The sequence below is a fragment of the Streptomyces sp. NPDC007164 genome (assembly GCF_040634135.1).
Classification (GTDB): Bacteria; Actinomycetota; Actinomycetes; order Streptomycetales; family Streptomycetaceae; genus Streptomyces; species Streptomyces sanglieri.
This window is the reverse complement of the sequence record NZ_JBEYFB010000012.1, coordinates 199952-206822: the sequence shown is the minus strand read 5'-3', so window position 1 is coordinate 206822 and position 6871 is coordinate 199952. Positions and strand designations below refer to the sequence as shown.

The following is a 6871-nucleotide window of genomic DNA, read 5'->3' as shown; positions in this document are numbered from 1 at the left end:
ACTGCAGGGGGGACCCTGTGGGAGAGTAGGACGCCGCCGAACTCCTTTTACGGGAAAGCCCCGTGTCCTTGTGGACACGGGGCTTTTCTGCGTTTTACGACGGCCGGCCGGGAAGCCCCTCCCCCGGGTTGTGGTTCTGTTTTGTGGCAGAGGTATGTGTCAGAGCCGCCCCGCTGCCTTGAGGGCGAGGTAGGCATCGGCGAGGGCCGGGGCAAGGTTGTCCGGGGTGGCGTCGACAACCACCGCGCCGTGACGCTGGAGCTGCTCCGCGGTGCGGAGTCGCCTTGTCTGGGCCTGTGCGCCCGCCGCTGCTTCGTAGATCGCGTCCACTGTGCCTCTCGAACCTGCCATCTGCTCGACATGCGGGTCCGCCACAGAAGCCACCAGCACGGCATGGCGCCGGGTCAGACGGCGGAGTACAGGCAGTAGACCTTCCTCCACGGGGGCCGCGTCCAGACCGGTGAGAAGCACGACCAGGGAGCGACGAGGAGCTCCGGCGAGCACGGCGGCGACGAGACCTCGGGCATCCGTTTCCACCAGTGCCGGCTCGACGGGCGCCAGGGCGTTCACCATGGCCGACAGGACCTCTCCCGAGGACCGGCCTTGGACCTGTGCGCGGACCCGACGGTCGTAGGCAAGCAGATCCACGCGGTCGCCTGCACGAGTTGCGAGGGCCGTGAGCAGCAGGGCCGCGTCCAGGGACGCGTCGAGGCGGGGTACGTCGCCGACACGCCCCGCCGAGGTACGGCCGGTGTCCAGGACGACGAGGATGTGGCGGTCCCGCTCGGGGCGCCACGTGCGTACCGCGACGGCGGACTGACGTGCAGTGGCCCGCCAGTCGATGGAGCGGGTGTCGTCGCCAGGCACGTACGCACGCAGGCTGTCGAATTCCGTGCCCTCGCCACGGGTGAGAACACTGGTGCGGCCGTCGAGCTCGCGGAGTCTGGCGAGACGGGACGGTAGATGCTTCCGGCTGGTGAAGGGGGGCAGGACCCGTACCGTCCATGGGACCTGGTGGTTCCCCTGTCGGGACGCAAGCCCCAGCGGGCCGAAGGAGCGGACGGTGACGTGCTCGGCTCGGCGGTCGCCCCTTCGCGTCGGTCGCAGAACGGTCGTCAGCCGGCGGCGTTCGCCCGGCGGGACCGTCAGCGCGTGCCGTGAGGAAGTCTGTTCCGTGCCCGGGGTCCAGCTACTGGGAGGCCAGGCGTCGCGAAGGTGTGCCCGCAGCTTGCGACGGGAAGAGTTGGTTACGGTGAGTTGCACTTCGGCGGTCTCGCCGAGTCGAACGCTTGTGTCACCGGATCGGGTGAACTGGAGCGTGCGCACTGGTGCAGCCAGGGCATAGTCGCAGAGAATTGCCAACGAGAGCGGTGCGTTGACTGCCAGCATTCCGGTCCAGCTCGGGGCCAGGATGCCTACAGGGAGTGACCCCAGGGCGGCCAGTAGGGCGGTACGTCCGGTGAGGGCCACAGTCACCGCCTCATCGGGGTACGGGGACGTGGGCGAGGACGGCCGTGATGACGGAGTCGGGGGTGACACCCTCCATCTCCGCCTCGGGCCGCAGTTGGATGCGATGGCGAAGTGTGGGGAGTGCCAGGGCTTTCACGTCGTCAGGGATGACGTAGTCACGGCCGGTGAGCCAGGCCCAGGCGCGAGCGGTCGACAACAGGGCGGTGGCACCTCGGGGGGAGACCCCGAGGGAGAGCGAGGGGGATTCACGTGTTGCACGACAGATATCGACGACATAGCCGGCGATCTCGGGAGAGATCTTGGTCCGGGCGACCGCGTTGCGGGCGGCTTCCAGATCGGCCGGACCGGCGACGGGACGTATGCCGGCCGACTTGAGGTCGCGGGGATTGAAGCCGTCGGAGTGACGGGTGAGGACGTTGATCTCCTCCTCTCGCGAAGGCAGAGGCACCGTCAGCTTGAGGAGGAACCGGTCCAGTTGGGCCTCGGGGAGCGGATAGGTGCCCTCGTATTCGACGGGGTTCTGCGTGGCGGCCACGAGGAAGGGGTCGGGCAGCTGCCGAGGAGTTCCGTCGACGGTGACCTGGCGCTCTTCCATGGCTTCGAGGAGGGAGGACTGGGTCTTGGGAGGGGTGCGGTTGATCTCGTCGGCGAGCAGAAGATTGGTGAAGACGGGGCCTGGCTGGAAGGAGAACTCGGCTGTGCGGGCGTCGTAGACCAGTGACCCGGTGACGTCGCTGGGCATGAGATCGGGGGTGAACTGGACGCGCTTGGTGTCGAGTTCGAGCGATGCGGCGAGAGCTCGGACCAGGAGGGTCTTGGCCACTCCGGGAACGCCTTCGAGGAGAACGTGGCCTCGGCAGAGCAGGGCGACGACGAGTCCGGTGACGGCCGGGTCCTGGCCGACAACGGCCTTGGCGATCTCCGAGCGCAGCGCTTCCAGGGACGCGCGGGCTGTGTCGCCGTTCCCGAGGAGCTCGGTGGTCTCGGCGGGCACTGGGGGCGGAGCGCTCATGACGTGCGTACCTCTCTTTCGAGGGTGTCGAGTTGGTCTGCCAGTCGGACGAGAGCGGCATCGTCGGACGGGGCGGGTCCGAAGAGCAGTGTCTGGAGGCTGTCGTCGGTGCTGCCCAGGCGGGCGGAAACGGCGGGGACGAGTACTGAGGGGGAGTGGGCGTCGCGTGGGGGGACGCCCATGAGTGGGGCGAGGCGGGTGCGGGTGGCGGAACGCAGGGACTCGGCTGCCCGGTCGCGGGCGCTCGCCTTGCGGTAGAGGCGGGCCCGGCCCTCGGTGGACTCGGAGGCGCGGATGGCCACGGGAAGCCGTTCGGCCACCAGGGGGCCCAGGCGGCGGGCGCGCCAGATGGCGGCGAGCACGGCGGCCAGGGCGAGCTGCAACGTGCCCCACAGCCAGCCCTGGGGGATCAGATCGGCGAAGCTGCGGTCGTCGGAGGTGCCGACGCCTTCGGCACCCTCGTTCTCGGAGGCAGCGGATGTATCAGCGAGTGAGGGGAGGTACCAGACCAGATGAGGGCGGGAACCGAGAAGTTGCAGGGCCAGGGATGCGTTGCCCTGGTTGGCGAGTCTGTCGTTGCGGAGAAGGGCGGGGGAGCCGAGGAGCACGGTGTCACCCGCTCCCTGTTCGAGCAGGAGCACAGTGGGGAGGCCACCGCTCGGGAAGCAGCCGATGGTGTCGAGTCCGTCCGAGGCGTAGCCGAAGCCTCCCGTTTCGGCGTCGCCGGCACTGCGGGCGGCGGGCAGGGAGCATTCGGGGGAGCGGGTGGCCACCGGTCCGGCGGACTTCGCCCCGACACCGGGGACCAGCGTGCGCACGGAGGGCGGGCCCGCTGCGAGCAGGACGGTGCGGCCGGCCGAGCTGTCGGTCGCGGCCCGGAGCTCGCCCTGTTGGCGCGGTGCCAGCAGATTGGGGGACGCGACGAGCAATGTGGTGTCGGGGCCGACTGCGGCGGTGGCGTCGTCGAGCGTGGTGACCACACGAACGGAAACGCCGCGTTCCTTGAGGAGTTCAGCGACGGCCCGGCTGCCGTAGCGGTCGGCGGAGCGAGGGTCCAGGAGACCGTGCTGGTCGCCGGAGCGGACGGTTGCCAGGGCGATTCCGGCGACGACGAGTACGAGGAGGGCGAGGAGCAGGCCGCGGATACGGCTCCAGACCTGGTGAGGGGTGAGGGTAGACGAGGTGGAGGCGGCGGTGACCCGGGTCATTCGGCTGCCCCCTGGGCCGTGGTTGTCAGGAGGGGCTTGGCGGCTTCGAGGTCGAGGTCCAGGTCCCGTACGGCCAGGTATGCCTGCTGGTCGGCGGTACGGCCGCCGTATGTGACATCGTCGAATGCCCTGGCGGCCGCGTGGAGTCGCGTCGCGTGTGCGGGGAGCGGGCCGCCCGCTTCGGCGGCGGCCTCGTCGGCGGTGCGCCCGGGGCGGGGGTCGAGCAGGGCGCGCTCCTCCAGGGAGCGGACGATGGCGCGCATCCGTTCCTGGACCGCCTCGTTCCAGTGCCGGGCGGCCGCGTGGACCTCGGCGGCCTTCCGGTGTTCGGCCGCGCTGCGGGGGCTGTCGTCGAAGAGAGCGTCCGCGGACCGTATGGCGCGGCGCGGTGTGCCCAGCCGCCACCAGAGCGCGGCGACCAGGCCCACGACGATCAGTACGAGCACGACGAGACCCACCGGGCCGCCGGGTGCGGCGCCGGAGGCCGTGTCCAGGAGATCGCCTATCCAGTCCCAGAGCCGGTCGAGGCCCCGCTGGAGGAGGTTGGGATCGTTCTCGTGGTACATCGGTTTGGACAGTTCGTGCTTTGCGCCCTCGCGGGCGGGGACACGTGGAGTGTCCACGGGTATGTCGCCGCTCGCGCGGATCAGTAGCCGTACTGCTGTGGTTCCCCCCGCCCCCGACACGGCATCAGCTCCTGGTGTCGTATCCGGGCAGGCCCGCCGCCCGGGCGAGCTCAAGGTCGAGTGCTTCGCGGCGGATGCGCTGATCGATGTAGAGCAGCGCCATCACGCCGGCGGAGAGCGGGTAAGTGATTGTCGAGATGATCACCTCGCCGATGCCGGAGACGATCAGGAAGGGCCAGCCGAAATCCGTGGAGCCGTCTGTGAGGGCGGAGCCGATTCCGTCGCCGCCCACGATCATCGCGATGACGCCGAAGGGGATGGAGACGATCACGACCACGATGAGCGTCAGCAGCCCGGTCAGCGCCAGGATGCCGAAGGTCCGCCACCACGCGCCCCTGACCAGCTTCGCGGAGCGGCGCATGGAGGTGGTGATCGACTGCCGCTCCAGCATCAGGGCCGGCGAGGCGAGACAGAAGCGGACCATCAGCCAGATGACGACGCAGAGCGCGGCCATGAATCCGAGGAGGGCGAGCCCGGCCCCCGCGGTGGAGCCGATGAGCATGCCCGGCAGCAGGCCCACCGCCAGGACGGCGGCGCTGATCAGGGCCAGCAGCAGGGTCAGCCCCAGCAGCTGAGGAAGCCGGGGCCGCGCCTCGGCCCAGGCGTCCGAGAGCGTCACGGGGCGGCCCAGTACGGAGCGGCTGATCACCACGGTCAGCACGGATGTCGTGATCAGCGTGGCGATCATGGTGATGAGCAGGGAAGGCAGGCTGTTGAACAGGGTCGACTGAGCCGAGTCGGTTGCCTGCCGCAGCGCTTCCGAGCCGGTGGCGTTCGGGTCGATCCGCGGAGGCTCCGGCAGCAGGAACCGCTCCACGAGGATGATCGCGATCTGGGCGACCACGGACACGGCGAGTGTGATGCCGAGGACCGTGCGCCAGTGGGCGCGCATCGTGGAGACCGCACCGTCGAGGATCTCGCCGACGCCGAGCGGCCGGAGCGGGATGACACCGGGCTTGGCGGCAAAGGGCGGCCGTCCCCAGCCGGGGCCCTGCGGTCCGCCGCCCCAGCCTGCGGGAGGCGGTGCGCCAGGACCGGAGCCGGGAGTGCCCGGTGGGGACCACTGCCCTGCGGGCGGCTGCGCGGGAGACCAGTTCCCTGCCGGGCCGCTGCCGTCGGCGGGCTCGGAGGGCCGGGGGACACCGGCACCTTGGCCCTCGGAGGGGGCGGATCCGGGCGAGGCCCAGCCCGGAGTGTCGTTCATTCTCGCTCCTTCACGGTCCTGCCCGCTCGTCGGGGCGGCAGGTTGGCAGCCATCGTGCCACGCGTTGCCCAGGTCTGGGCCGGGCGCTCCATCTCCTTCCTGCCTTCATTTGGGGGCGGCTCACCGGGCAGACTGGGCGGATGGCTGATCAGGACGCGCAATTGCCGGTGGGCATCGAGCCCCTCGCGCTTTCCGTACTTCGCTGGGCCGAGCCGCCGGAAGGCCCCGCACTGGTGCTTCTCGACCAGACGCGACTGCCGGCGGAGGAGGCCGAGCTGGTGTGCACCGATGTGCCCGCGCTGGTGCGGGCGATCCGGACGCTGGCGGTGCGCGGGGCCCCGCTGCTCGGGATCGCGGGGGCCTACGGGGTGGCTCTGGCGGCTGCCCGGGGAGACGACGTGGCGTCGGCCGCGGAGCTGCTGGAGCGGGCGCGGCCCACCGCGGTGAACCTCGGGTACGGGGTACGGCGGGCCGAGAGGGCCTATCGGGAGGCCATCGGTAAGGACGCGGATCCGGAGCGGGCCGCGGCGGTGGCGCTGGCCGAGGCCAGGGCTTTGCACCGGGAGGACGCCGAGGCCAGCGGGCGCATGGCACGGCACGGCCTTGCCCTGCTCGACGAGCTGCTGCCCGGGGGCGGTGGGCATCGCCTGCTGACGCACTGCAACACGGGGGCGCTGGTCTCCGGTGGTGAGGGCACCGCCTTCGCGGTGGCGCTCGCCGCGCACCGGGAAAGGCGGCTGCGGCAGCTGTGGGTGGACGAGACGCGTCCGCTGCTCCAGGGGGCCAGGCTGACGGCGTACGAGGCGGCGCGAAACGCAATGCCGTACAGCCTGCTCACGGACAACGCCGCAGGTTCGCTGTTCGCAGCGGGGGAGGTGGACGCCGTGCTCATCGGGGCGGACCGCATCGCCGCGGACGGGTCGGTGGCGAACAAGGTGGGGAGCTATCCGCTGGCCGTGCTCGCGAAGTACCACCACGTACCGTTCATCGTGGTCGCGCCGACCACGACCGTGGATCCGGGCACCGCGGACGGGGCGTCGATCATCGTCGAGCAGCGGCCGGGGGTCGAGGTGACGGAGCTCACATCGCCGCGGGCCGGGGTGGCGGGTGAGGATGCGGTCGGACTGCGCGTGGCACCGGTGGGAACCGCCGCGTACAACCCCGCGTTCGATGTCACGCCCCCGGAGCTGATCACGGCGATTGTCACGGAGGAGGGCGCGGTTTCCCCGGTCACGGGGGTCGGACTGGCCGAGCTGTGTGCCAGATCATCGCAGGTAACGATTAGCTAATG

General features: G+C 70.7%; 6 protein-coding genes. 1 reads left to right on the top strand and 5 read right to left on the bottom strand.

The features are described 5' to 3' along the window. Positions 1-159: 159 nt before the first annotated feature. Genes ABZ622_RS18385 through ABZ622_RS18365 form a run of 5 tightly spaced genes read right to left on the bottom strand, consistent with a single transcriptional unit; the run spans position 160 to position 5580 of the window. Positions 160-1470 carry a DUF58 domain-containing protein gene (locus ABZ622_RS18385; RefSeq protein ID WP_360544291.1) on the bottom strand — a complete coding sequence of 437 codons (1311 nt, stop codon included), beginning with the start codon at positions 1468-1470 and terminating at the stop codon, positions 160-162. Positions 1471-1480: 10 nt separating this feature from the next. Then, on the bottom strand, positions 1481-2482 hold the full coding sequence (locus ABZ622_RS18380) for a MoxR family ATPase (RefSeq protein ID WP_360544268.1): 1002 nt from the start codon (positions 2480-2482) through the stop codon (positions 1481-1483). Next, a complete protein-coding gene (locus ABZ622_RS18375) occupies positions 2479-3690 on the bottom strand; it encodes a DUF4350 domain-containing protein (protein ID WP_360544266.1) in 1212 nt (403 codons plus the stop codon). The genes ABZ622_RS18380 and ABZ622_RS18375 overlap by 4 nt, the downstream gene beginning before the upstream one ends. After that, entirely contained in the window at positions 3687-4376 is a 690-nt protein-coding gene (locus ABZ622_RS18370; protein WP_360544264.1) for a DUF4129 domain-containing protein, read from the bottom strand. The genes ABZ622_RS18375 and ABZ622_RS18370 overlap by 4 nt, the downstream gene beginning before the upstream one ends. A gap of 4 nt (positions 4377-4380) precedes the next feature. Further along, positions 4381-5580: a glycerophosphoryl diester phosphodiesterase membrane domain-containing protein gene (locus ABZ622_RS18365; RefSeq protein ID WP_360544262.1), complete on the bottom strand. Its 1200-nt coding sequence runs from the start codon at positions 5578-5580 to the stop codon at positions 4381-4383. A gap of 140 nt (positions 5581-5720) precedes the next feature. Between ABZ622_RS18365 and mtnA the strand changes: the two genes are divergently transcribed. Next, entirely contained in the window at positions 5721-6869 is a 1149-nt protein-coding gene (mtnA, locus tag ABZ622_RS18360; protein ID WP_360544260.1) for an S-methyl-5-thioribose-1-phosphate isomerase, read from the top strand. Positions 6870-6871: the final 2 nt, after the last annotated feature.

Bases quoted from the DNA above. Each gene is read 5' to 3' on its own strand.
- ABZ622_RS18380 (WP_360544268.1), bottom strand. From the start codon at position 2,482: ATGAGCGCTCCGCCCCCAGTGCCCGCCGAGACCACCGAGCTCCTCGGG.
- ABZ622_RS18365 (WP_360544262.1), bottom strand. From the start codon at position 5,580: ATGAACGACACTCCGGGCTGGGCCTCGCCCGGATCCGCCCCCTCCGAG.
- mtnA (WP_360544260.1), top strand. From the start codon at position 5,721: ATGGCTGATCAGGACGCGCAATTGCCGGTGGGCATCGAGCCCCTCGCG.
- ABZ622_RS18375 (WP_360544266.1), bottom strand. From the start codon at position 3,690: ATGACCCGGGTCACCGCCGCCTCCACCTCGTCTACCCTCACCCCTCAC.